The organism is Paraburkholderia sp. DHOC27 (genome assembly GCF_003429005.1).
Classification (GTDB): domain Bacteria; phylum Pseudomonadota; class Gammaproteobacteria; order Burkholderiales; family Burkholderiaceae; genus Paraburkholderia.
Genome location: NZ_QVQV01000009.1, coordinates 15,539 through 40,180, shown reverse-complemented (window position 1 = coordinate 40,180; position 24,642 = coordinate 15,539). Strand labels below are relative to the sequence as shown.

Genomic DNA, 24,642 nt, shown 5'->3' with positions numbered 1-24,642 from the left:
GATGAGGTAGCAGCGTAGTAGTGTCACGCCGTGAGTCGCAAGGTGACGCTGCTACCCGTTGACGGCGCGCGGAACAGCGCGCGTCGTCAATGCACTGCCGTCAATGTGCCGGCGTCGCCGCAGAAGCCGGTGTCGCAGGCACAGTAGCGTTCGCCCCAACACTGGCACCACCCGCCACCGCCGCCGGCTTCGTCTCCCGCACATTCACCACGTCCGGATACAGCGCGAGCAAAGCGCGCAAGACCCCGTTTGTCCATCCAAAGCCATCCTGCAACGGATATTCTCCGCCGCTCGCCGAGATCCACGCGGTGTTGGCATCCACATCGTATTTCTCCACCAGCTTGCCGGTGTGCTGGTAGTACTCGACGTTGGTGCGAATCCAGCGCGCGGCAATGGTCTGCGCCAGCGTCATCTCGCTGTAGCGGCGCAAGCCGGTCACGGCGAGATATTGCAGCGGCGCCCAGCCATTCGGCTCGTCCCATTGCTGACCGGTTTTGACCTGCGTCGTGGCGAGGCCGCCGGGCCGCAGCAGGCCGCGCTGCACGGCGCGCGCCACCGCCTGGGCCTGCTGCCGGTTGGCCACGCCTGCATAGAGCGGATACACGGTGGCCGCGGTCAACCGGTGCGTCAATTGATGATGTTCGAAGTCGTAATCGGTGAAGGCCTGCAACGTCGGGTCCCACAACACCCGGCGGATCGCTTCGGCGCGGGCGTTGGCGCGCTGTTCGAGATTCTCGGCACGCGTAACGTCGCCTTGCAGACGGTAGGCATGCGCAAGCGTGCGTTCGAGCTGATAGAGCAGGCTGTTCAGATCGACGGGGATCAGCGAAGTCACATCTATCGTCCCGAGCGTGCGGCCGTCCGCGAACCAGCGCGAGCTGAAATCCCAGCCGGTCTCGCCGCCTGCGCGCAGATTGCGCCACAGGTCGCCGGCGTTGCGCTGCGGCGTCTGCTGCGCAGTCTCCACGTCTTCACGGTATGACTCGTCGCGCGGCGCCGCGCGCTCGTCCCAGTAGCGATTTAGCAGCGTGCCGTCCGGCAGGCGCACCAGATGGCGCGAGGCATGCCCCGCCGCGAGCTTGCCGCTGCCGTCCATCCAGTAGGTGTATTCCTGCTGCAACTCGGGCAGGTATTGCAGATACGTCTTGTCGCCGTCCTTCTGCGCGGCGAGCTGCACCATCTCTGCAAAGAAGGGCGGCTGCGAACGGCTCAGGTAGTAAGTGCGATTGCCGTTCGGGATATGCCCGTAGCGGTTGATCAGGGTGGCGAAGTTTTTCAGCTCGTCGACCACCAGCTCATGCCGCCCGCTTTGCTCCAGCCCCAGCATGATGAAGAACGAATCCCAGTAGTAGATCTCGTCGAAGCGGCCGCCCGGCACGATATACGGTGCAGGCAACGGCAGCAGCGACGACCACGGGCTCGCCGACGCATCCGGGTCGCGGCGCAACACGTCCCACAAGGTGTCGATATGGCCGACCACGTCCTGATTGGGATCGGACACATACGGCTTGACCGTGTGCGAGGGCGTCGAAAAATTCTGCCGCACGAATCCCGCCAGATCGAAACCCGGCTGTTGCCGCGCGCTTTCGTAGGCCGCCACGATCTGCTGTGGTGCGGCGTTGGGCACCATGTCGGCGAAGGTCTTGCTGTCGGGAAAGAGGTGCGCGAGTTCGACGTCGCGATAGAGCGCACCGAATTGCTCCGAAGGCGGGGTCGGCACGACGGGCGAAACCTGTGCGTGCGGATTGGCGTGCGGCGTGAGCGTCGCGTCCGCAGCTTTGCCGTCAGCCGCGTGGGATGCGCCTTTGGGCGCGGCGCTGAGCGCCGCGCTGGCGGTGGACGGCAGTGACGCGAGCGGCGTTTCCGGCGGCATCGCCAACGCGCCAGGGGCGTGCCATGCGATCAGCGTCGCGACGCAGACGCTCGAGAGCGTGACGAGGGCGGGGCGGATTCCAGCGCGAGCGCGTTTGGGCATGGGCAACGAGAGAGCCGTAAGGGTCGGACACGAAGGAGCGGAAGAGCAAGTTATGTACCGCTGCGGGCTTTGTCAATTTCGCTAACCGTTCTCAATTGACGAAATCGGCATGAAGAACAATTAACCGGTGTCCGGGTACGCCGCTTGCTGCCTGTGCCTGATTGTCCTTTGAGCGGCACGGTAAAAATGGGCACCCAGCCAGCTCGCGCGTGCATCGGGAACGGCCTCCGTCGGCGCGCATCTGGCGTCTCACACAGCGCCAAAATCCTGCACAAGCCCATCGGACAAGCGTTGCGCATTGGAACGACTGATGAGAGTCACTGTATGATACGGTGCCGTCGCGTGTAGGAAATGCCCATCACGCGACGCGCTGCCAGGCATTGCGCCTCGCAGTGGCGGCACATCAGTCGAAATTGCCGATCCGAGCAAGCTGACCAGACGAAATTCAGAAAAAATGCCCGCCTATACTGCTGTCGACCAAGACCGGTTCCGTCGCATCATCCGTCGTAATATCGCCCTGCCTTTGGGCGTTGGCCTGCTCACCATCGCGGTGTTCGTTGCGCTGATCGCCTATCTGATGAACACGATGAGCTGGGCCGAGCATTCGGAGCGCGTGATTGGCGACGCCAACGACATGCTGCGCATCGCCGTCGATCGTCAATCGAGCGTGCGCGGTTTCCTGCTGACCGGCGACGAGAACTATCTCGCGCCCTACGAGCTGGGCCAAGCGCGTTTCAAGAGCGAAATTGACGGGCTCAAGCAACTCGTCGCCGACAATCCGCCGCAAATCGGCCGCCTCAACGAGATCGAGTCGATCCAGAAGCAGTGGGATCAATACGCCCAGGAACTGATCGATCTGCGGCGCCGCAACCTCAATTTCTCTGCCGGCATCAACAGCGGACACGGCAAGGCCGAGTCCGACGAAACGCGTCAACTGTTCAACGAGTTTCTGGACGTCGAACTCAAGCTGCGTCAGGAGCGCGACGACGCCACCCGCCGCGTCAGCACGATCCTGGTCTCGACCTTCCTGTTGTTCAGCCTGATCGTCAGCGGCCTGCTCGCGTGGATGGGGCGGCGCGAGCTGCTCAGCCTCTCCGCCACTTACGACGGTGTGCTCAAGCAGCAGGATGCGCAGACCCAGGTATTGCAGGAGCAGGTCTGGCTGCGCTCCGGTCAGCGGCTGCTGGCCGAAAAAGTGGTGGGACAGTCCACGCCTATCCAGGTGGGACGCGCGATGCTCGATTTTCTCGGGCAGTACCTGGGGGCGGCCGTCGCGGCGCTGTATGTGCGCGACAAGGAAACCGGCACGTTGCGCCGTATCGCCTCGTATGGCTTCAGTCCGGAAAGCGAGCAGGGAGCGCAGCACTTCCAGAGCGGCGAAAGCCTGATTGGTCAGGCCGCAGAAGAGCGCCGTACGATCGTCCTGCGCGAGGTGCCGGACGACTACGTCAAGGTGGTATCCGGACTCGGCATGAGCCCGCCGAAGAACCTGGTGGTGCTGCCGGTCGAAAACGATGGCACAGTCAACGGCGTGGTGGAACTGGGCTTCATCCGTGCGATGGTGGAGCGCGACGAAGAGTTTCTGCAACTGATTGCCGGCGGCATGGGCGACTTCCTCGAAGCCGCGCTGTACCGCGAGCGCCTGCAGGATGCGCTGGTCGAAACGCAGCAGTTGAACGAAGAGTTGCAGGTGCAGCAGGAAGAACTGCGCGTCTCCAACGAAGGCCTCGAAGAGCGCGGCCGCGCGCTGCTCGATTCGCAATCGCGGCTCGAACAGCAGCAGGCCGAACTGGAGCAGACCAATGTCCAGCTCGAAGAATACGCGCAACGTCTGGAGCGGCAAAAGTCCGATCTGCTGCGCGCCCAGGACGATCTTTCGGCCAATGCCGCACGCCTCGAACAGTCGAGCCGCTACAAGTCCGAGTTCCTCGCCAACATGTCGCACGAACTGCGCACGCCGCTCAACAGTTCGCTGATTCTTGCCAAGCTGTTGCAGCAGAACCGCAGCGGCAATCTGACCGACGAGCAGGTGCGGTACGCGGAAACCATTCACGCGTCCAATAGCGATCTGCTGGTGCTGATCAACGACATCCTCGACCTCTCGAAGGTCGAAGCCGGCCAGATCACGATTGAACTGGAGAACGTGTCGCTCGACGCCACCTTGCAGGCGCTGCGCGAAACTTTCACGCCGCTCGCGTCCGCCAAGCATCTGCAACTCGGTTTCGAGCGCTTGCCAGGCGTGCCGGACATGCTGATCACGGACAGCCAGCGCACCGTGCAGATTCTGCGCAACCTGCTCTCGAATGCCGTGAAGTTCACCGAGCATGGCGAGGTGTCGTTGCAGGTGGCGCCGGCGGAAGGCGGCATGCTGCGCTTCGACGTGCGCGACTCGGGTATCGGCATCGCGCCGGACAAGCTGGAAATGATCTTCGAAGCCTTTCAGCAGGCCGATGGTTCGACGAGCCGTCACTATGGCGGCAGCGGCCTCGGTCTCTCTATTTCACGCGAATTCGCCCGCCTGCTGGGCGGCCGCATCAGCGTGGCAAGTGAACTGGGCAAGGGCAGCGTGTTCTCGCTATGGCTGCCCGCCGATGCAACCGCAGCGGTGAACGCCGCCGCTGCCGATGCACACGAGGAGAGCGTGGCACCCGCTGCCTCTGGCGTGGCGCCGGCCTATCCGGCCGCGGCGACGCTCACGCCCGCACCCGCCCCGTCGCATGCGACGATGAACGGCCACGGCGCAGCGGTCGAGCGTAGCGAACCGGCGCGCCGGCTCGCGGCTGAATCCACCGCCAGTGCTGCCGATACCTACAGCGCGGCACCCGAGACCGGCCACGCGCCGATCAGCGACGACCGCTACCAGCGCGCCCGTGGCAGCCGTGTGATTCTCGCCATTGAAGACGATGCGCCGTTCGCCGAGATTCTGCGCGACCTCACGCACGAACTCGATTTCGACTTCCTGCATGCCACCGACGCCGCCAGTGGCCTCGCGCTGGTGCGCGACATGCGCCCGGCCGCCGTGCTGCTCGACGTGGGTCTGCCGGACCGCTCCGGCCTCACCGTGCTCGAATGGCTGAAGAACGATCCGCTCACGCGCCACATTCCGATTCATATCGTGTCGGCTACGGATCACGCCGACAAGGCGCTGCATCTCGGCGCGATTGGCTACACCTTGAAGCCGACCGCGCGCTCGACCATGGAAGCCGCGATCCGCCGTCTCGAAGCGCGCTTGCAGCAACGCCTGAAGCGCGTGCTGGTGATCGAGGACGATTCGGCCATGCGCGAAAGCATCCGCGCGCTGCTGCAAAGCGAGAACACCGAGATCGTCGCGGTGGCCACGCTCGCCGCTGCGTTCGAAGAGCTGGGCAAATCGAGCTTCGACTGCGTGGTGACCGATCTGGCCTTGCCAGACGGCACCGGCTACGACCTGCTCGAACGCCTCGCGGGCGACGCCGCGCATCTGGCGCTGCCGGTGATCGTGTACACCGGCCGCATGCTGTCGAGCGAGGAAGAGCACCGCCTGCGCCGCTATTCGAAATCGATCATCATCAAGGGCGCCAAATCGCCGGAGCGCCTGCTCGACGAAGTGACGCTGTTCCTGCATAGCGTGGAATCGTCGCTTGCGCCAGAACAGCAGCGCATGTTACGCACGGTGCGCCAGCGCGACAACGCCTTCGAAGGGCGCAGCATCCTGCTCGCGGAAGACGACGTGCGCAATATCTTCGCGCTCTCGCACGTGATCGAACCGCTCGGCGCGAAGCTGCAGATTGCCCGCAACGGCCGCGAAGCGCTCGACCTGCTCGACAGCGGCCCGGAGATCGACCTGGTGCTGATGGACATCATGATGCCGGAGATGGATGGCCTCACGGCGATGGCGGAGATTCGCCGCAATCCGCGTTTCGCGCATCTGCCTATCATCGCGCTGACGGCCAAGGCGATGGCCAACGACCGCGTGCGTTGCCTCGAAGCCGGTGCGGACGATTACATCTCGAAGCCGATCGACGTCGACAAGCTGGTCGCGTTGTGCCGCGTCTGGCTGCGTCAGCGTTGAGGCCGCGAAGGATCCGACGACCATGACCGCCCCCACGTCCGACACCCGGCCGCCGCGCATCAGCGATTTCGACATCGAACTGAAGCTGCTGCTCGAGGCGATCTACCTCAAGTATCAGCACGATTTCCGTCACTATTCGATGAGCTCGCTGCGGCGCCGCCTGCTGCAGGCGCTCGACGAATTCGGCTTGAGCACGCTGTCGCAGTTGCAGGACCGCATCATGCGCAACGGCGCGGATTTTTCGCGGCTGTTCCAGTACCTGACGGTGCAGGTGAGCGACATGTTTCGCGATCCCGCCTATTTTCTGGCGCTGCGCCAGCAGGTGATGCCGGTGCTGCAAACCTACCCGTCGATCAAGGTGTGGGTGGCCGGTTGCAGCACCGGCGAGGAACTGTGGTCGCTGAAAATTCTGTTCGACGAAGAGGGCTTGACCGAGCGGACCCTGTTCTACGCCACCGACATCAGCCCCGAAGCACTCGCCAAGGCCGAGGCCGGTATCTACGCGCTCGACCGCATTGCCGGCTTCACGCAGAACTATCTGGCGGCAGGCGGCAAGCGCTCGCTGTCCGACTACTATCACGCGGCTTACGGCGGCGCGCGTTTTTCCGGCGCGTTGCGCGACCGCGTGGTGTTCGCCGATCACAGCCTCTCGACCGACGAAGTGTTCCTCGAAGCCCACCTGGTTTCCTGCCGCAACGTTATGATCTACTTCGATCGTGGGTTGCAGGATCGCGCGCTCGGCCTGTTCCAGCGCGCGCTCGTGCGGCGCGGTTTTCTGGGCCTGGGCAGCAAGGAGAGTTTGCGGTTTTCGAACCAGCATGATGCGTTCGACGAGTTCTGTCCGCGTGAGCGGATCTATCAGAAACGCTGACGCCGTCATGCAAACGATCAGCCGATTCCGCCGGGAGCCACGATGCCCGCACACCGTTCCACTGTGAAACCACGCGCCGCCTCCGCGCGCTCGCGTGCGTTCGAGCTGGTGACGTTCGGCGCCTCCGCTGGCGGCATCGAGGTGCTGCACGGCCTGCTCGCCGCATTGCCGAAAGACTTCGCGCCCGCCGTGATGATCGTCGTGCACCTGCCGCCCGATCCGCCCAGCTACCTCGTGCAGAGTTTCAGCCATCGCTGCGCGCTGCCGGTCATCGAACCCGACGCGCACGAGCAGATTCTCGGCGGCCGCGTCTACGTTGCGCCGCCCGGTTATCACCTGATGGTGGAAAGCGACCGCACCGTCGCGCTATCCACGGAGGCCGCCGTGCGCTTTTCCCGACCGTCCATCGACGTCATGTTTGAATCCGCGGCGTGGGTGTATCGTGAGCGCCTGCTGGCCATCCTGCTTTCGGGCGCCAACGAAGACGGCGTGCGTGGCCTCGCAACGGTCCGCTCTTTGGGCGGCCACACGTGGGCGCAGGACCCGGACACCGCGTCGTCACCGGAAATGCCGCGCGCCGCGATCGAGCGCGGCGTGGTGGACGACGTGCTGACACCTTCTTCCATTGCCCAAAGTCTTGTCGGACTGCCGGCTTCTATCGACCAACCCGCCTGACCCGATGCCATGACGAATCCCACTGTCAATATTCTGATCGTCGACGACATCGTCCATAACATTACGGCGCTGCAAGCGTCGCTGACGCGTCCGGGCATCCATCTGCTGGTGGCGGATTCCGGCACGGCCGCGCTGGATCTGCTGCTCAAGCACGAGGTGGCGCTCGCCATTCTCGACGTCAACATGCCCGGCATGAACGGCTTCGAACTGGCCTCGCTGATGCGCGGCAGTCCGCGCACCTCGCATGTGCCGATCATCTTTCTGACCGCTACCGCACAGGACGCATCGCGCACCTTCCGCGGCTACGAAGCGGGCGCGGTGGATTTCCTCTACAAGCCGTTCGACTTGCGCATCCTGCAGTCCAAGGTGGATGTGTTCGTGCAGCTCGAACAGCAGAAGCGCCAGCTCGCCGCGCAACTGGTCACCACGCGCCAGATGCTCGAAGCCAACGAAATGCTGATGGCCGTGCTGAGCCACGACCTGCGCACGCCGCTTGGCGCGGTGCTGGCCTCGGCCGAGTATTTGATGCGGATCGAAGCGGGCGACACGGTCGGCACCACCGCCACGCGCATCAAGAACAGCTCTTTGCGCATGGCCCGCATGGTGGATCAACTGCTTAACCTCGCGCGCCTGCAAGGCGGCCGGCTGCATTCACAGCCGCGCGCGACGGACTTCACGACGCTGTGCAAATCGGTGATAGAGGAGTTCGCCACTCACAAGCATGCCAGCCAGATCGTGCTGCGCAGCGAAGGCGAAGCGGCCGGGCGCTGGGACGTGGATCTGATGTGGCAGGCCATCTCGAACCTGATCAGCAATGCGCTGCATCACGGCGAACCGGGCGGCGAGATCGTCGTCAACGTGGATGCCCGCGAGGCCGATCGCATCACGCTCAGCGTGACGAATCGCGGCACCATCGCGCCCAACGTCGTGCCGCATCTGTTCAAGGCGTTCGGTTCGAACGGCGTCGACGGCCGGCAACGCGAAGGGCTCGGGCTGGGGCTGCACATCGTGCGGGAAATCGTCCATATGCACGGCGGGGACGTGGCGGTGGAGTCCGACGACCTGCGCGGCACCGTCTTCAAGGTAGAAGTGCCGCGCATGGCAACGCTGGCGCTGGGGTCGTTGACGGCGCGATGATCCGTTCGAGCATAAATTTGGTCATATAAGGCATTCAAAGACTCACTTCCGGTGACTACACTGGTTTCCATGCCATACGACATGGCCTGCAGATCAACCAGAACCGAAGGAGTCAATCATGTCCCGTTTCAACGCAATCAAGCCCGAAGACGCAACCGGCGCAGCCGCTGAACTGTTTGCGAAGATCAAAAAGGCCGCCGGCAAGGTGCCGAATGCCTACGCCACCATCGCTACCTACAGCCCCGCAGCGCTAGGTGCGGCACTCAGCCTCGACGGGGTGCTGGCCGCCAGCAGCCTGTCGAAGCAGGATGTCGAAGTGATCAAGCTGGCTGTCAGCGAAGTGGCAGGCTGTGACTACTGTATCGCCGCCCATACGCTGGTCGGCAAGTTTGCCGGTCTTGCGCCGGAAACCATGAAGCAGGCCCGCGCCGGTGAAGCCACCGGCGACGCGAAGCGCGACGCCCTGGTGCACTTCGTACGGATGCTGGTGAACACGCACGGCACCGTGCCCGCCGCGGAAGTGGACGCGATCCGCGCGGCTGGCTACACCGAGCAGCAAGTGATCGAAACCGCGCTGGCCATCGCCACCATCACGTTCACAAACCTCGTGAACCGTATCAACGATACGACGGTGGATTTCCCTGCGGTAGTGTGAAGGCAGATGAGCAAAGGGCCGCAGGCAGGATGAAAGCGGTTCTTTGCTTCACGCGCGCCGCCACTACACCACGCCAAGCAGTTCCTTCAGTTGCGCGGTCTTCGCCCGGCTCACCGGCACCTGGGTCTGCTCCGCATCGTCCATCACCAGATTCACGTTTTCGTCCGAGCGGATCAGCTCCACCGCGTACGGCAGACTGACGATATGGCTGCGGTGCACGCGCAGATGGATGCTGCTGTCGAGCCGCAACTCCAGATCGGCCAGCGACAGGTTGGAGAGATAGCGCTCTTCCTTGGTGACGATGGTCGTGTAGTGGCCGTCGCCCTGAAAGCGCACGATATCTTTTAGATCGATCAGAATGACACGGTTCTTGCGGTACACCGGAATCTTGAAGAGCCGTCGCGGCTGCGGCGCCTGGCCGACCGACTGCTGCCGCGATGGCTCGGTGGTCAGGTCGGTCACGTCGTAGAAGATCATGCAGGTGCCGCACGCGCCGCCTGCGCCGGTCATCTTCGCGACCTTGATCATCAGGATGCGGTCGGGAATGTTGATCATCATCGCTACCGGCGGCGGCGATTTCACCGGGCAACCGCCCGCATCACGTGACTGCAGCAGAAAGCGCAGCTTGTCGCGGCTCTTTTCCGGGTGCAGTTGCACCACGTCGATACCGAACAACTGATCTTGCGGCACGCCGAGCGACTGTTCGCCGGCGGGGCCGAGCATTTGCAGCGCGACGTCGTTGAACGCGCTCACGTGGCCCTGTTCGTCGAGCCACACCATACCCGGGTTGAACTGTTCCAGCTTGTGCTGAAACGTCTCGCCGCGCGGTGCTTCCGAGGACGGCGCAACGCTGCGTTCAAACGGATTCATGCCGGTCTCCGTGCCCTCGTGGGGCGGTCTGCGCTGTCGCGCAATTTGACTCCGTTGTAAATCTTTTCCCCCATTCGCGCAAGTTTCCGGGCCATTCACGCTGATACAGCCGTCATTCGGGAATGCCGCCCGTGATGCTGCGGCGCGGCGCGCGGAGACACAAATGCACCCAGGCGCACCCCAGCGCATCTGGGCGCGCCGTGCCGCCGCCGGTTGCGCATGCGCGGCTGCGTTCATGTGCGTTTTCCGGCGGTTGGCGCGCGCGTGCCGCGATTCGGGAAATCGCGTTGAACGCGCGGCCCGGATTGTGAAATCCTCATGCAAAGCGATACATCAGGAGACCACGGTGATTCCTCGTCCCTTCGATTACCACGCCCCGCGAAGCGTGCCCGAAGCCGTCGCGCTGCTCGATCAGTTCGGCGACGCCGCGAAGCTGCTGGCCGGCGGTCACAGCCTGCTGCCCATGATGAAGCTGCGGTTTGCCCAGCCCGATCATCTGATCGATCTGGGCAAGGTGGCCGAACTGAAAGGCATCCGCGAAGTGGGCGACGAAATCCGCATTGGCGCGATGACCACCGAAAACGAACTGATCTGGTCCGAGCTGCTGCAACGCCGCTGCCCGTTGATCGTGGAAGGCGCGCGGCAGATTTCCGATCCGCAGGTGCGCTATCGCGGCACGCTGGGCGGCGATATCTCGCATGGCGACCCCGGCAACGATCATCCGGCGCTGATGATCGCGCTCGACGCGTCGTTCGTGCTCGCCAGCGCACAGGGCGAACGCGTGCTGCCCGCAGACGGTTTCTTTCTCGGCACCTATATGACGCAGATGGAGCCTGGCGAAATCATGACGGAGATCCGCATCCCGATCCCCGCTGCAGGCACGGGCTATTGCTACGCCAAACTCAAGCGCAAGACCGGCGACTTCGCGACCGCCGCCGCAGCCGTGACGCTACGTATGGACGGCCCCACGGTCAGCAGCGTGCGGATTGCGCTGACGAATGTCGGCGACACGGCGCTGCGGGCGACAGCCGCCGAGCAGGTGCTGAGCGGCAGAAACTTCGATGAAGCGGCGGTCGACGAGGCCGCGCATCTCGCGATGTCGATCTGTATGCCCGTGAGCGATCTGCGCGGCGACGCGGACTACAAAACCGCAATGGCAGGCGAGATGACGCGGCGCGCGTTGCTGAGCGCCTACGCGCGCTCGGCGCATTGAGCCGGCGGCCCAGCATCGCAGGCCGTAGCAGCAACACAAAGAAACTTCAGGAGACCCAGGCATGAGCAAGAAGATCATGATGTCGTTCGCCTTGAACGGCAACGAGACGGACGTGGTGGTCGAGCCACGCGAATTGCTGATCCACACGCTACGGGAAAAATGTCTGCACACCGGTCCGCATATCGGTTGTGAGACGTCGCACTGCGGCGCGTGCACGGTGGACTTCGACGGCATGTCGGTCAAATCGTGCACGCTGCTGACCGTGCAGGCAGAAGGGGCCCAGGTGCGCACCGTCGAAGGCCTCGCGGAAGGGGGCGTGCTGCATGCGTTGCAGGAAGGCTTCATGCAGGAGCACGGCTTGCAGTGCGGCTTCTGCACACCGGGCATGCTGATGCGCGCCTGGCGTCTGTTGCAGGAAAACCCGAATCCGGACGAAGCGGAAATCCGCTACTGGATGGCCGGCAATCTGTGCCGCTGCACCGGCTACCAGAACATCGTCAAGGCCGTGCAGTACGCGGCGCGCAAGCTGCGCGGCGAAGCGGTGGAAACCTCGCATCCGCTGATGACAGCGGAAACGCATTGAGCGCGGGAGACACGTCATGGGCAAGATCGACGCCAATCTCGACCGCCTCGCTGCGCTCGAAGGCATGGGTTGTTCACGCAAGCGCCGCGAAGATCCGCGCTTCATTCAAGGCAAAGGCACCTACGTCGACGACGTGAAGATGCCGGGCATGCTGTTCGGCGCGATGGTGCGCAGTCCGTATGCGCATGCACGCATCAAAAGTATCGACAAGTCGCGCGCGCTGGCGCATCCGGGCGTGCGTGCGGTTCTTACCGCAGACGATCTGAAGCCGCTCAAACTCCACTGGATGCCGACGCTCGCCGGCGACGTGCAGGCCGTGCTCGCTGACCAGAAAGTCAGTTTCCAGAATCAGGAAGTGGCCTTCGTGGTGGCCGATGACCGCTACGTGGCCGCCGATGCCGCGGAACTCGTCGAGGTGGAATACGAAGAACTGCCGCCGGTGGTCGATCCGCACGCGGCACTGGATGCGGACGCGCCGGTCGTGCGTGAGGACATCCAGGACAAGCTGACCGGCGCCCATGGCGCGCGCCGGCATCCGAATCACATCTTCACGTGGAATATCGGCGACAAGGACAAAACGGATCGCGTCTTCGAGAACGCCGACGTCACGGTCAAACAGGACATGCTGTATCCGCGCGTGCATCCGTGCCCGCTGGAAACCTGCGGCTGCGTGGCCTCGTTCGACAAGGTGCGCGGCGATCTGACGGTCTACATCACCTCGCAGGCGCCGCATGTGGTGCGCACGGTAGTGGGCCTGCTCTCGGCGATTCCGGAATCGAAAATCCGTGTGATCTCGCCGGATATCGGCGGCGGCTTCGGCAACAAGGTCGGCGTATATCCCGGCTACGTGGTGGCGATCGTGGCGTCGATCGTGCTCGGCCGGCCGGTCAAGTGGATCGAATCGCGCGCCGAAAACCTCAGCTCCACCGCCTTTGCGCGCGACTATCACATGACCGGCGAACTCGCCGCCGACAGCGACGGCCGCATCAAGGCGCTGCGCGTGCACGTCGTCGCGGATCACGGCGCCTTCGACGCCTGCGCCGACCCCACCAAGTGGCCCGCCGGCATGTTCCATGTGTGCACCGGCTCGTACGCCATTCCCAACGCGTTCGTTTCCGTGGATGGCGTCTACACCAACAAGTTTCCGGGTGGCGTCTCCTACCGCTGCTCGTTCCGCGTCACCGAGGCGGTGTATCTGATCGAGCGCATGGTGGACGTGCTGGCGCAAAAGCTCGGCATCGACAAGGCGGAGATCCGGCTGCGCAACTTCATTCGCAAGGACCAGTTCCCGTACACCACGCCGCTCGGCCTCGAATACGACTCCGGCGATTACGAACCGGCGCTGAAAAAAGTGCTCGCCGCGGTCGACTATCCCGCCTTGCGCGCCGAACAGGCCGCGCGCCGTGCGGACCCGAACGCCGAATGGCTGATGGGCATCGGCATGGTCAACTTCACGGAGATCGTCGGCGCGGGGCCGTCGAAGATGTGCGACATCCTCGGCGTCGGCATGTTCGATTCGTGCGAGATTCGCGTGCATCCCGATGGTTCGGCCATCGCGCGCATGGGCACCATCACCCAGGGCCAGGGGCATCAGACCACCTACGCGCAGATCATCGCCTCAGAGGCGGGCATTCCCGCCTCGGTGATCACGGTGGAAGAGGGCGACACATCCACCGCGCCTTACGGACTCGGCACCTACGGCTCGCGTTCGACGCCGGTTGCGGGCGCTGCGATTGCGCGCGCTTCGCGCAAGATCCGCGAGAAGGCGAGGCAGATCGCCGCCCATCTGCTGGAAGCGAGCCCGAACGACGTCGAGTTCGACCTCGACCGCTTCGTCCTCAAAGGAGCGCCCGAACAGTTCAAGACCATCAAGGAAGTGGCATGGGCCGCATATAACAACGTGCCGCAAGGCATGGAGATGGGCCTCGAAGCCGTGGACTACTACGATCCGCCCAACTTCACGTTTCCCTTCGGTACCTATGTCTGCGTACTGGACGTGAACCGCTTCACGGGTGAGACGCGGGTGCGCCGTTTCTATGCGCTCGACGACTGCGGCACGCGTATCAATCCGATGATCATCGAAGGGCAGATTCACGGCGGCCTGACCGAAGGCTTCGCGGTGGCGATGGGCCAGGAAATGCCGTACGACGAAGCGGGCAATCTGCTGGGCGCGACCTTGCTGGACTACTTCGTGCCGACCGCGGTTGAAACGCCGCATTGGGAAACCGACTTCACGGTGACGCCGTCGCCGCATCATCCGATTGGCGCAAAAGGCGTGGCGGAATCGCCGCACGTGGGCTCGATTCCGTGTTTCACGTCGGCGATGGTCGATGCGTTCGCGCATCTCGGCGTCACGCATATGAACATGCCGCACAACGCGTATCGGGTGTGGCAGCAGTGCCGCGAGCTGGGGCTGACGCGGCCATAGCGGCGCATGCCGGCGCTGCGTGCGCGCACCATGCGCCCGTGTCCTTGCGCTGTTCGTATCGTGCGCGCGTTGGCTCTGACCACACCGCCTCCATACAACCCCTACGCAAAAGGATGTTCCGATGAAAGTCGTCCTCGAAAAAGTCTTTCCGCTCGGCGCCAGCGCGGATAGCGCCTGGCAACTGCTGCAGGACATCGAGAGCGTGGCCGGCTGCATGCCGGGCGCGAAGATCACCGAGCGCGTCGACGCCACGCACTACAAAGGCACCATCACCGTGCGGCTCGGACCGGCGACGATGGCCTTCAAGGGCGTGATCGAAGTCCTGGCACTGGACAGCGGGCAACGCAGCCTGCATCTGGTGGGCAAGGGCGAAGACGCGACCGGCACCTCGGCCGCGTCGATGGACCTGCATGCCGCCATCCAGACAGCCGGCGACGCGTGCGAGCTGACCGGCAAAAGCGAAGTCACGATGAGTGGTAAAGCCGCTGCACTCGGCGGCCGCCTGATGGGGCCGGTCGCGGATCAGATGCTCAAGCAGTTCGTCGCCAATTTCGCCAAACGGCTGGGTGAACTGCAGGCGCAGCAGGCACAGCAGGATCTGCAAACACAACCAACGCAGCAGACGGACGATGCGCCAGAACCGCAACAGACAGGGCAGCAAGCGCGGCAACCCGTGGACGCGCCGCTGCGCAGTGCCAGCGCAGCAGCCCAGCAACCCCCGTCAACCGTGAACAACGATGCACCGCAGTCCGAACTAAACGGCTTCGCGCTCGCGTGGGCAATCTTGCGCGACTGGCTGCGGGGCCTCTTCTCACACAAGACGGCCTGAGCACGGACACCATCATGTCGAGCGACCGCATGGGCGACGTCGTGAGTCTCCAGCAGCAACTGGAGCAACACGGCTTTATCGCCGAGCGCAGCTTCGCCGCCACGCTGCTGCTGACCATGGAAATGCGCCGCCCCTTGCTGCTGGAAGGCGAAGCAGGTGTGGGCAAGACCGAAGTCGCGAAGGCGCTGGCGCGTCTGCTCGACACCCGCCTGATCCGCTTGCAGTGCTACGAAGGGCTCGACGCACACTCGGCGCTGTACGAATGGAACTACCAGCATCAACTGCTGGCGATCAAGCTGCTGGAGCAGGACGAGCGGCCCATGCCGGACAAGGAGCAGGACATCTTCTCCGAGCGCTATCTGCTCAAGCGTCCGCTGCTCGAAGCCATTACCACGACGCCTGCGCCCGTGTTGCTGATCGACGAAATCGATCGCACCGACGAGGCCTTCGAAGCGTATCTGCTGGAGTTGCTGTCCGACTTCCAGATGTCGATTCCCGAACTCGGCGTGATCCGCGCTACCGAGCGGCCTTACGTGATCCTCACGTCGAACGGCACGCGCGAGATTTCCGATGCGCTGCGGCGGCGCTGTCTGTATCAGTACGTCGATTTTCCGGGCTTCGAAAAGGAGTTGCTGATCGTGCGCACGCAGGTCCCGGAGGTGCCGGAAAAACTCGCGCGGCAGATCGTGGAATTCGTGCAGTCGGTGCGGCAGATGGAATTGCGCAAGAAGCCGGGCCTCGCGGAAACACTCGACTGGGTGGCCGCGCTGTTGCGTCTCGGCGTGGCGGCCATCGACGAGCAAGGCGTCGAACGCATCATGGATTCGCTCGCGGCGCTCGTCAAAACCCGCGAGGACCAGGCGGGTCTCACGCGCACGGTGGTCGAACGGCTGGTGGCCGCATGTTGACCAGCACGCCCCACGCGGCCTCGGGCGCGCAACCACCCAGCCTCGAAGCGACCCTGCTGGCGCGCTATACGGGTTTCGCCAACTGGCTGCGCGTGAACGACTTCCGCGTGACGAGCAGCGACGTGGCCGCGTCAATGGAAGTCGCCGGGCGCATGGGTCAACTGGACAGCGAACTATTGCGGTGGAGCCTGCGCGCCTTGCTGTGTTCGCGCGCCGAGGAATGGCGCCGCTTCGACGAGTTGTTCGAGGCGTACTTTCTGCGGCCGAATCGCACGCGGCTCGTGGATGCGCACACCGGCGGCGCTGGCAAGCTGGAGCCGGGCCGGGAGCCGGGCCGGGAGCCAGGCGGCGAACAGGACGGCAGCGAAGGCATGCCGCTCACGCTGGCAGCAGGCAGCGAGCTGTCCAACCAGCCGGAGGGTAAGGCCGCGCAACACGGCGCGGCGGCCGAGGCGTCGCTCGCGCATGCGGACTTCAAACATCTGAACCAGACCGACGAGCTGTTTGCCATCGACGCCGCCATTCGCCGCTTCGCGCGCCGTTTGCAAGGCATCCAGATGCGCCGCGAACAGCGCGCCAATGCCGGACGGGTGATCGACATGGCGTGGACCGTGCGGCACAGCGTGTCGCGCGGCGGCTTGCCGCTCGATCTCGGCTGGCGGCGCAAACGCCGGGTGCGGCCGCGCATCGTCTTGCTGCTCGACGTGAGCCGCTCGATGAGCCTGTACAGCTTCTTTTATCTGCGGCTGGCGCGGGTGCTAAGCGCGCGCGTGTCGGATGTGCATTGCTTCATTTTTCATACGCGGCTGGTGGGCGTGGCGCAGGCCTTGCGCGACCCCGACCCGTGGCGCTCGCAGGAGCGTCTGCAAATGCTCTCGGAAGGATGGGCCGGCGGGACGCGTATCGGCGCGAGTCTCGACGAGTTCAACCGCCAGCATGCCGCGAAACTGCTGCACTCGCGCGCGGCGGTCGTGATCGTTAGCGATGGCTACGACGCGGGCGAGCCCGGGCAGCTCACGCAGGCGTTGGCCGCCATCCGGCGACGCTGCCGCTGTCTCGTCTGGCTCAATCCGCTCGCGAGCCATGCCGGTTTCACCCCGGCCAGTGCCGGTATGCAGGCCGCGCTGCCGCATATCGATCTACTGGGCGGCGCACGCGATCTGGCCAGTCTGGAGCGTGTCCTGCCTGCGGTTCTGGAGGTACTGCAATGAATGCCGCCACTTTGCTCGAACTCGAACAGCGTCTGACCGACGAGGCCCAGCCGTTTGCGGTAGCCACCGTGATCCGCGCCGCGCCGCCCACCTCCGCGTGGGTGGGCGCACAGGCGCTGATCGACGGGGCCGGCGAGTTGTATGGCTGGATTGGCGGCGGCTGTTCGCGGGCCATCGTGATCCAGGCCGCGCAGGAGGCGATCCGGCTGGGCCAGCCCAAGCGCGTGCGTATCAGCAACGACGAGCAGGAACCGGAGGCGGATCTGGAAGCGCACGCCATGCCGTGCGCGAGCAACGGTACCCTCGAACTGTTCATCCAGCCAACCGTGCCCGCGCCCACGGTGCTGGTGCTGGGCTCGACCCCGACCGCACTGGAAGCGTGCGTGCTGGCGCAGCGGGTCGGCTTTCGCGTGTGCGCAGCGGCGCAGGTGAGCAGCGCATGCGGGTCTTTCACGCCGTTCGCGTCGCTCGGTCTGCAACGCGTCGTGCACGGCTTCGACGCCGACGCGTTTGCTTCGCTGGCGCCGCAACTGATCCTGATTGCCACCCAGGGCGAGGGCGACGAAGATGCCCTGGAAGCCGCGCTGCGCAGCGGTGCGGCGGCGGTGCTGCTGGTCGCGAGTCAGAAGAAGGCAGAGCGTTTGCGCGAGAGCATGCTGCTGCGTGGTGTGACGCTGGATCAACTCAGCGTGCTGCATGCGCCGGCCGGTCCCGCGATTCACGCGCAGACACCGCAGGAAATCGCGCTGGGCGCGGTGGCCGGTCTCGTCACATTGCGGCGCGAATTGCAGCAACGCGCAAGCGCTGGGGAACCGGCCGGTGGGAGTCATGGCGAGGCTGTAGCGGCGCTGCCGCCGTGTGAGTCGATGGCGTCGGTGGAATTGCCCGTCGCGGCCACGGCACGGGCAGCGAGCTATCGCAATCCGGTGTGCGGTATGGCCGTGGATATCGCCACGGCCCGCCATGTCGTCGAGGCGGACGGACAGCGTGTCTATTTCTGCTGCGACGGCTGCAAGATCGAATTCGAGCGCGAACCGAAAAAGTATCTGGCGAAGCGCGACCGGCACGAGGAGCCGCTATGAACGAGACAGCGTGGGATGTCGTGACGCCTGGCGGCGCGCTGACTTTCTCGGCGGTGGTGCTGGCCGCGGGTTTGTCGACGCGCATGCAGGGTGCGCACAAGTTATTGCTGCCCATCGACGGACAGCCTGCCGTGCGGCGTACCGTCGAGGCGCTTGCTCAAGCAGGGCCGGAGGAGATCGTGGTGGTGACGGGCTTCAACGGCCGCGAGGTGATCGCCGCACTGGACGGCTTGCGGGTCACGTTCCAGCCCAATCCCCGGTACAGGGAAGGGCAGATGACGTCCGTAGCGGCGGGCGTGGCCGCACTCAATGCGCCGTGCAATGTCGTGATGATCTGCCTCGCTGATCAGGTGCTCCTGACGGCCGCCGACTACCGCGAACTGGTGGACGCGTTCGCCACCATGCCACGCGGCTCGATCCTGATTCCGATGTGGGACGGCCAGCGCGGCAATCCCGTGCTGTTCGCCGCGAGTTACGCCGCCGAAGTCATCAGCGGACATGTGAATCCGGGTTGCCGCAAGCTGATTGCCGAGCGTCCCGAGGAGGTGTTCGTGCATCAGGCCGCGCACGACCGCTTTATCGTGGATATGGACACGCCCGAGGACTATGCAGGCGTTCTCGAACGGCTCGGCGTGCTGGGTGAGGCGATTGGGTCAGGAGACCTGAGTAAAGCGCATGGGTAGTGTTTGGGGGCACGCGCGCAACCGGCCAACGCTGCGCTGGCGTTACGCGCTGATCTGCGGGGCACCGGCACCATCCTTCAGAAAATCCACGAACGCCCGCAGCGGCGCCGGCAAATGCCGCCGCCCCGGATAGTAGAGAAACGGCCCGGAAAAGCTCGGCCACCACGGCTCGAGGATCGGTTCCAGCGCGCCGCTGTCCAGATGCGGGCGCAGCATGTCTTCGAACAGATGAATCACGCCCACGCCGGCCACCGCGCTGCTGATCGCCAGATCCATCGCCGCGCCCGGCCGCACCAGCAACGGCCCCGGCGGATCCAGCCGCACGCGTTCGCCGTCGCGCTCGAACTCCCACGTGGGCATCGCGCCGCCCGCGAACTGTCCGCGCAGGCAGGCATGGCTCAGCAACTCCCGTGGATGCTGCGGCCTGCCGCGCTCATCCAGATACGCGGGCGCGGCGGCCGTGGCGAAGCGCTGGATGCGTGGCCCGATCGGCACCGCGATCATGTCCTGTTCGAGCCGCTCGTCGTAACGGATGCCCGCGTCGCAGCCAATGGAAAGCACATCCACGAAGCCGTCTTCCACCACCACTTCGACGCGGATGTCCGGGTACGTCTTGAGGAACGGCGCAATCACGGCGGGCAGAATCGTGCGCGCGGTGCTCGACGGCACGTTGAGTTTGAGCGTGCCGCTCGGTTTGTCGCGAAAGACGTTCAGTACGTCGAGCGCCGCCTCCATTTCGCTGAAAAGCGGCGTGAGCTTCTCGATCAGACGCAGACCCGCCTCGGTGGGCGCCACGCTGCGGGTGGTCCGGTTCAGGAGACGCAAGCCGAGCCTGGTCTCCAGCCGCCGCACGGCAATGCTGAGGCTCGACGCCGACACGCCGCTGATGCGCGCCGCATCGCGAAACCCGCCCGCGCGGGCAACCGAGACAAACGCAGCGAGATCGTTGAATTCCATGACACTGTTCGAAAAGTTTAACAACCTGTGCAATTTAGATCGGATTATCGAACAACGCAATTCGCGCGATACTGGGCTCAGCCTTAACGAACCTTTATATGGAGCGCACGATGGCAAACCTTCCTGTGGAAACCTTTGAATCAGCGGGTCGCGTGGTACGGCGCATGGGGTATGGCGCGATGCAACTGGCAGGGCCGGGCGTATTCGGGCCGCCGAAAGATCGCGACGCCGCGCTGGCGGTGCTGCGCGAGGCCGTGGCCTCGGGTGTCAATCACATCGACACCAGCGACTTTTACGGGCCGCACGTCACCAACCAGTTGATCCGCGAAGCGCTGCACCCGTATCCGGACGATCTCCTGATCGTCACCAAGCTGGGCGCGGTGCGCGGCGACGACGCCTCGTGGCAGCCGGCCATGGAACCGGCCGATCTGGAACGCGGCGTGCACGACAATCTGCGCAATCTCGGCCTCGACGTGCTGGATGTCGTCAATCTGCGCATCATGGGCGACGTTCACAAGCCCTCGGAAGGCTCGATCGAAAAGCAGGTCACCGCGCTCGCCGAGTTGCAGCACAAGGGGCTGGTGCGCCATATCGGTGTGTCCAACGCCACGGCCAAGCAGATTGCCGAAGCACAGCGTCTCGTCGAGATTGTCTGCGTGCAGAATCACTACAACCTCGTGAACCGCCACGACGATACGCTGGTCGACGACCTCGCGAAACAGGGCATCGCCTACGTGCCGTTTTTCCCGCTGGGCGGCTTCTCGCCGCTGCAATCGTCGGTGCTCTCGCAAGTGGCCGCGAAACTGGACGCAACGCCGATGCAGGTGGCGCTTGCCTGGCTGCTGCATCGCTCGCCGAATATCCTGCTGATTCCGGGTACGTCGTCGCTCACGCATCTGCGGGAGAATTTGCAGGCCGCGCATCTGGAACTGCCGGACGAGGTCCTTGCCGAACTGGAGGCCGCGGCCCAGGCGCACGAGTAAGTTAGACGTGCCGGTGCGGCCAGACACCATGCCCCCTTGCGACCTTTGCGACCTTTGCGAGGCTGCACTGGAACGCGTGTCTGGCCACGGCCTTTCACCTCGCGTCGGCCTGATAACCTCCAGCGGCGCGACGCCTCACGCCTGCGGCGCGAGGAACCGTTCGACCAGCCGTGTCCAGTAGGCCGCGCCTACGGTGAGGTTGTCGTCGTTGAAATCGTAAGCCGGGTTGTGCAGCATCGGCGCGCCTTCCCCGTTGCCCAGACGCAGGAAGCAGCCCGGTTTCTCCTGAAGGTAGTAGGCAAAATCCTCGCTACCCGCAATCGGACCGAAGCCGTCCACCACCCGCTCTTCGCCCACCAGTTCACGCGCCACCGTCAGCGCGAATTCCGTTTCCGGCGCGCTATTGACCACCACGGGATAGCCGGGCACGTAGTCGATTTCGATGCGCGCGCCGTGCGCGTCCGCATGGGCCTGCGCGAGCGTGCGAATGCGCGCTTCGAGCAGCTTGCGAACCTGCGCGTCGAACGAACGCACGCTGATCTGCAAACGCGCGGTCTCGGGGATGACGTTCGCCACATGTCCCGCATTGAACGCACCGACGGTAACTACCGCTGTCTGCATCGGATCGACGCTGCGCGACACCACGGTTTGCAGCGCGCTCACCAGTTGCGCGCCGATCACGATGGGATCGACGGCCAGATGGGGGCGCGCCGCGTGGCCGCCGCGGCCGTGGATCGTCAGATCGACCGTATCGCACGCGGCCATGAAAGGCCCGCTGCGAAACAGGAACGTGCCGGTGGGATAGCCGGGATGATTGTGCAGACCGAAGATGGCCTCGCACGGAAAGCGCTCGAACAGACCGTCTTCGATCATCCGTTTGGCGCCACTGTCCGCGCCGATTTCCTCGGCGGGCTGAAACACCAGATGCACGGTACCGTTAAAGCGCCGCGTGCGCGCCAGATGCCGTGCGGCGCCGAGCACCATCGTCGTATGGCCGTCGTGGCCGCACGCGTGCATCTTGCCCGCCTCGCGGCTCGCATAGGGCAGCCCGGTTTCCTCGTGGATGGGCAGCGCGTCCATGTCGGCGCGTACGGCAACGGCGCGCGTACCGGTGCCGGCTTTCAGCGTAGCCACCATGCCCGTGCCGCCCAGCCCGCGTGTGACCGTGTAGCCCCAGTTTTCCAGATTCTGGGCGACGAAATCCGCAGTCTGAAACTCCTGATAGGCCAGTTCCGGATGCTGATGGAGCCGGTGACGCATCCCGCGCAGTTCGTCGTGCAGATCCTGGGTGTCGTGGAGGGAGCAGAAATCCTGAGTGGCTGACATGGGCGTGAAGGCGTGTGGTGAGTGCGTCAGTATTTTGCCGCAATGTGACTGGCGACGGCGGCTTCGCTCGCAACGCACTGGCCTACGGCGCAGCCTTCACACAGCCACGACTTTGCATATACCGATTGATTGGTTCAGTTCAAAGGAGCGCCACTTTAAGCTGACTGCCAAAAGGCGCGCGTCTGCGCGCCGCTTCGATTCCGGCCCCGATGCGCGCGACGCCAGCCGCTCCACGCTCCGCCCTGAACCTGCAAGGAACGCTCATGGTTGCACCGCAAGACCCCGCTCAAGACGCTCTGGACGCTCAAGACCCGCAGCGCCGCACGCTGCTGAAAGCCGCCGCCGCGCTGGCGCTCGGCACTGGCGCTACCCTCGCTGGCGGCATGGCGACCCTGCTGTCGAGCACACCGGCGCGTGCCGAGGGCAATGCCAAAACCCTACGCATCGGCTTCCAGAAGTACGGCAACTTCGTGGTGCTGAAAGCGCGCGGCACGCTCGAAAAACGGCTCGCCGCGCAAGGTGTCGCCGTGCAATGGCTGGAATTCCCGGCCGGACCGCAGTTGCTGGAAGGATTGAACGCCGGTGCCGTGGATGTCGGCACGGTGGGCGAAACGCCGCCCATTTTTGCCCAGGCAGGCGGCGTCGATTTCGTCTACGTCGCCAACGAGCCGCCCGCGCCGCGCGGCGAAGCGCTGGTCGTGCAGCACGATTCGCCGATCCGCAGCGTCGCCGATCTGCGCGGCAAAAAGGTCGCGCTCAATCGTGGCTCGAACGTTCATTTCCTGCTGGTGAAGGCGCTGGAACGGGCAGGGCTCACGTACACGGACATTCAGCCCATCTACCTGACGCCCGCCGATGCCCGCGCGGCCTTTATCCAGCGCAGCATCGACGCGTGGGTGATCTGGGACCCGTATCTGGCCGCTGTGGAGCGCCAGGCCAATGCGCGCGTGCTGACCAACGCGGAAGGCATCGTGCAGAACATCCAGTACTACGTGGCGGCCCGCAAGTACGCCGCCGCGCAGCCGCAGGTGCTGCATGTGCTGCTGGACGAACTGAATCAGGTGGATCAGTGGGGACGCGGCAATATCCCCGCGGTCGCGGCGCAGTTATCGCCGCTGGTGGGTCTCGACACCGGCACGCTCGAACTCGCGTTGGGCCGTGCCGGCTACGGCGTGCAGCCGATTACCGACGCGACCCTCGCGTATCAGCAGCAGATCGCCGACACCTTTACGAACCTCAAGCTCATTCCGAAGAAACTGACGGTGGCCGAAGCGCGCTGGAACACGGCGTGATGCGGTGCGCCGCTTTGGTTCTTTCGCGCTTCTGCTTCACATGGCTCTGAAGCGGTCGGCGTAAAGCCGGCTCACCGTCAGATGCGCGCTATGGCCGCGCAGGTTCAGCGTGAGCTTGCCGGCTTCGTCGCGCGTTGCGCTGGCGATCGCGTCGGCGCGTACTACGGTGCCACGATGGATTTGCCAGAACGCCTGCGGATCGAGTTGTTGCAGCAACTCGCGCAGGGAGACGCGGATCAGATGCTCGCGATCCGATGTGATGACGCGCACGTATTTGTCCGCCGCTTCGAAATAGATCACGTCGCTCACCGGCACCATCGTGATGGTGTTGCCGGCGCTCGCCTGGATCATGCGCAAGGGGGTGCTCGTGCTCGTGCTCGTGCTCGTGCTTGCGTTTGTGTTTGTGTTGGCGTTTGCCTGGAGCGCAGACGCGCCCGCAACACTCACGCCGAACAAACCGCGCAACTGGTCCAGCATTGGCGCAAGCGTGCTCTCGAGCGCCGCCGGCTGGCCACGCGCCTGCAACGCCGCTTGCAGACGCTGACAGGTTTTTGCCAGCCGCTCCGGCTGCAAGGGTTTGAGCACGTAGTCGAGGGCCGCGCGTTCGAAGGCGCGCAACGCGTATTCGTCGTAGGCCGTGACGAACACCAGCAAGGGCAGCGGACGGCCGTCGTCCGGCCAGTCTTCGGCGAGCGCCTCGGCGGCTTCGAGACCGCTCATCCCCGGCATGCGGATGTCGAGAAACACCACGTCGGGTTGCAGGGCAAGACCTTGCTGCAACGCCGACACGCCATCGCCCACCGACGCGACAATGCGTAACTCGGGCCACAGCCGTTGCAGTTCGGCTTGCAGGTTGGCGGCCAGCAGGGGTTCGTCTTCGGCGATCAGGGCGTTGGCGTGCATGGGCTGACGT

General features: G+C 64.5%; 20 protein-coding genes. 15 read left to right on the top strand and 5 right to left on the bottom strand.

Features of this window, described 5'->3' with window-relative positions:
* Positions 1–100: 100 nt before the first annotated feature.
* Entirely contained in the window at positions 101–1,975 is a 1,875-nt protein-coding gene (treF, locus tag D0B32_RS26135; RefSeq protein ID WP_259295155.1) for an alpha,alpha-trehalase TreF, read from the bottom strand.
* 454 nt (positions 1,976–2,429) lie between these two features.
* On the opposite strand from treF, the gene D0B32_RS26130 reads away from it, so the two are divergent.
* The 5 genes from D0B32_RS26130 (at position 2,430) to D0B32_RS26110 (ending at position 9,364) form a co-directional block, all read left to right on the top strand.
* Positions 2,430–6,026, top strand: coding sequence for a response regulator (locus D0B32_RS26130; RefSeq protein ID WP_117337225.1), 3,597 nt, complete (start codon positions 2,430–2,432; stop codon positions 6,024–6,026).
* A gap of 22 nt (positions 6,027–6,048) precedes the next feature.
* On the top strand, positions 6,049–6,897 hold the full coding sequence (locus tag D0B32_RS26125) for a protein-glutamate O-methyltransferase CheR (RefSeq protein WP_117337224.1): 849 nt from the start codon (positions 6,049–6,051) through the stop codon (positions 6,895–6,897).
* Positions 6,898–6,939: 42 nt separating this feature from the next.
* Positions 6,940–7,572, top strand: coding sequence for a chemotaxis protein CheB (locus tag D0B32_RS26120; protein WP_117337223.1), 633 nt, complete (start codon positions 6,940–6,942; stop codon positions 7,570–7,572).
* Between the two features lie 9 nt (positions 7,573–7,581).
* Positions 7,582–8,709, top strand: a complete 1,128-nt coding sequence (locus tag D0B32_RS26115; protein ID WP_117337222.1) for a hybrid sensor histidine kinase/response regulator — start codon at positions 7,582–7,584, stop codon at positions 8,707–8,709.
* 118 nt (positions 8,710–8,827) lie between these two features.
* A complete protein-coding gene (locus D0B32_RS26110) occupies positions 8,828–9,364 on the top strand; it encodes a carboxymuconolactone decarboxylase family protein (RefSeq protein ID WP_117337221.1) in 537 nt (178 codons plus the stop codon).
* A 63-nt stretch (positions 9,365–9,427) separates the two neighbouring features.
* On the opposite strand, the gene D0B32_RS26105 is transcribed toward D0B32_RS26110, so the two are convergent.
* Positions 9,428–10,234 (bottom strand): LytTR family DNA-binding domain-containing protein, encoded by an 807-nt coding sequence (locus D0B32_RS26105; protein ID WP_117337220.1) that lies wholly within the window; start codon positions 10,232–10,234, stop codon positions 9,428–9,430.
* A 346-nt stretch (positions 10,235–10,580) separates the two neighbouring features.
* Between D0B32_RS26105 and D0B32_RS26100 the strand changes: the two genes are divergently transcribed.
* The 8 genes from D0B32_RS26100 (at position 10,581) to D0B32_RS26065 (ending at position 19,171) form a co-directional block, all read left to right on the top strand.
* Positions 10,581–11,447 (top strand): xanthine dehydrogenase family protein subunit M, encoded by an 867-nt coding sequence (locus D0B32_RS26100; protein WP_117337464.1) that lies wholly within the window; start codon positions 10,581–10,583, stop codon positions 11,445–11,447.
* 61 nt (positions 11,448–11,508) lie between these two features.
* On the top strand, positions 11,509–12,030 hold the full coding sequence (locus D0B32_RS26095) for a (2Fe-2S)-binding protein (RefSeq protein WP_117337219.1): 522 nt from the start codon (positions 11,509–11,511) through the stop codon (positions 12,028–12,030).
* A 16-nt stretch (positions 12,031–12,046) separates the two neighbouring features.
* A complete protein-coding gene (locus D0B32_RS26090) occupies positions 12,047–14,458 on the top strand; it encodes an aerobic carbon-monoxide dehydrogenase large subunit (protein ID WP_117337218.1) in 2,412 nt (803 codons plus the stop codon).
* Between the two features lie 121 nt (positions 14,459–14,579).
* Positions 14,580–15,287, top strand: coding sequence for an SRPBCC family protein (locus D0B32_RS26085; protein ID WP_117337217.1), 708 nt, complete (start codon positions 14,580–14,582; stop codon positions 15,285–15,287).
* A 14-nt stretch (positions 15,288–15,301) separates the two neighbouring features.
* On the top strand, positions 15,302–16,195 hold the full coding sequence (locus tag D0B32_RS26080) for a MoxR family ATPase (protein WP_117337216.1): 894 nt from the start codon (positions 15,302–15,304) through the stop codon (positions 16,193–16,195).
* Positions 16,189–17,406, top strand: a complete 1,218-nt coding sequence (locus tag D0B32_RS26075) for a VWA domain-containing protein (protein WP_117337215.1) — start codon at positions 16,189–16,191, stop codon at positions 17,404–17,406. The genes D0B32_RS26080 and D0B32_RS26075 overlap by 7 nt, the downstream gene beginning before the upstream one ends.
* On the top strand, positions 17,403–18,488 hold the full coding sequence (locus D0B32_RS26070) for an XdhC family protein (RefSeq protein ID WP_117337214.1): 1,086 nt from the start codon (positions 17,403–17,405) through the stop codon (positions 18,486–18,488). Before D0B32_RS26075 ends, D0B32_RS26070 begins: the two co-directional genes overlap by 4 nt.
* Positions 18,485–19,171: an NTP transferase domain-containing protein gene (locus D0B32_RS26065; RefSeq protein ID WP_117337213.1), complete on the top strand. Its 687-nt coding sequence runs from the start codon at positions 18,485–18,487 to the stop codon at positions 19,169–19,171. Before D0B32_RS26070 ends, D0B32_RS26065 begins: the two co-directional genes overlap by 4 nt.
* A gap of 42 nt (positions 19,172–19,213) precedes the next feature.
* On the opposite strand, the gene D0B32_RS26060 is transcribed toward D0B32_RS26065, so the two are convergent.
* Positions 19,214–20,128, bottom strand: a complete 915-nt coding sequence (locus D0B32_RS26060; protein WP_117337212.1) for a LysR family transcriptional regulator — start codon at positions 20,126–20,128, stop codon at positions 19,214–19,216.
* Between the two features lie 110 nt (positions 20,129–20,238).
* On the opposite strand from D0B32_RS26060, the gene D0B32_RS26055 reads away from it, so the two are divergent.
* Positions 20,239–21,111: an aldo/keto reductase family oxidoreductase gene (locus D0B32_RS26055; protein WP_117337463.1), complete on the top strand. Its 873-nt coding sequence runs from the start codon at positions 20,239–20,241 to the stop codon at positions 21,109–21,111.
* Between the two features lie 135 nt (positions 21,112–21,246).
* Here the strand turns inward: D0B32_RS26055 and D0B32_RS26050 are convergent, their stop codons facing one another.
* Positions 21,247–22,437: a M20 aminoacylase family protein gene (locus D0B32_RS26050; protein ID WP_117337211.1), complete on the bottom strand. Its 1,191-nt coding sequence runs from the start codon at positions 22,435–22,437 to the stop codon at positions 21,247–21,249.
* A 263-nt stretch (positions 22,438–22,700) separates the two neighbouring features.
* Here D0B32_RS26050 and D0B32_RS26045 point away from each other — a divergent pair, with 263 nt between their 5' ends.
* Positions 22,701–23,729, top strand: a complete 1,029-nt coding sequence (locus tag D0B32_RS26045; protein WP_117337210.1) for a sulfonate ABC transporter substrate-binding protein — start codon at positions 22,701–22,703, stop codon at positions 23,727–23,729.
* 36 nt (positions 23,730–23,765) lie between these two features.
* Here D0B32_RS26045 and D0B32_RS26040 read toward each other — a convergent pair whose 3' ends face one another.
* Positions 23,766–24,632 carry a LytTR family DNA-binding domain-containing protein gene (locus tag D0B32_RS26040; RefSeq protein WP_117337209.1) on the bottom strand — a complete coding sequence of 289 codons (867 nt, stop codon included), beginning with the start codon at positions 24,630–24,632 and terminating at the stop codon, positions 23,766–23,768.
* Positions 24,633–24,642 lie beyond the last annotated feature (10 nt).